Origin of the sequence: Bacillus sp. 205(2023) (genome assembly GCF_037027485.1) — a bacterium.
GTDB lineage: Bacteria > Bacillota > Bacilli > Bacillales > Bacillaceae > Bacillus > Bacillus halotolerans.
Map to the genome: position 1 here is coordinate 1 of NZ_JAXCHF010000032.1, position 499 is coordinate 499.

1 protein-coding gene and 1 rRNA gene are annotated in these 499 nt (G+C 38.3%); both read right to left on the reverse strand.

The window, feature by feature from the left end; genetic code table 11:
• Positions 1–103 (reverse strand): 16S ribosomal RNA (locus WA325_RS21230); the annotation flags it as partial.
• 311 nt (positions 104–414) lie between these two features.
• The coding region (locus WA325_RS21235; RefSeq protein WP_134980913.1) for an IS3 family transposase at positions 415–499 on the reverse strand (85 nt) is incomplete at its 5' end.

The following is a 499-nucleotide window of genomic DNA, read 5'->3' on the forward strand; positions in this document are numbered from 1 at the left end:
CGCCGCTAACATCAGGGAGCAAGCTCCCATCTGTCCGCTCGACTTGCATGTATTAGGCACGCCGCCAGCGTTCGTCCTGAGCCAGGATCAAACTCTCCGATAAAGTAGTTTGACTGACTACGCACATTACTGTGCGATTTTATAATAAAACTTGAATTAACAGGTACGTTTTGTCTTGTTTAGTTTTCAAAGAACTTTGCGCGCCTCTCTCGAAGCGACTACTTAATAGTAACATTTTTAGTTAACTAGGTCAACACTTTTTTTAAAATGTTTTCATCTAGTAATGTCTATGTCTTTTAAAAGACAACAGAAATGATTATACCATAAATCTTCTGACTGTAAAGAGTTTTTGATATAAAAAAGCGCAGCTGGTGGGACTGACCCCTGTTTTTGAGACAGGGATCAAAACACCTTTTATACAGCCAATTGCCGATAGCTTATCGGTGATTGGCTGTTTAGTTTCGTTTGAATACGAATGTTGTTATAATAATAAATGTAT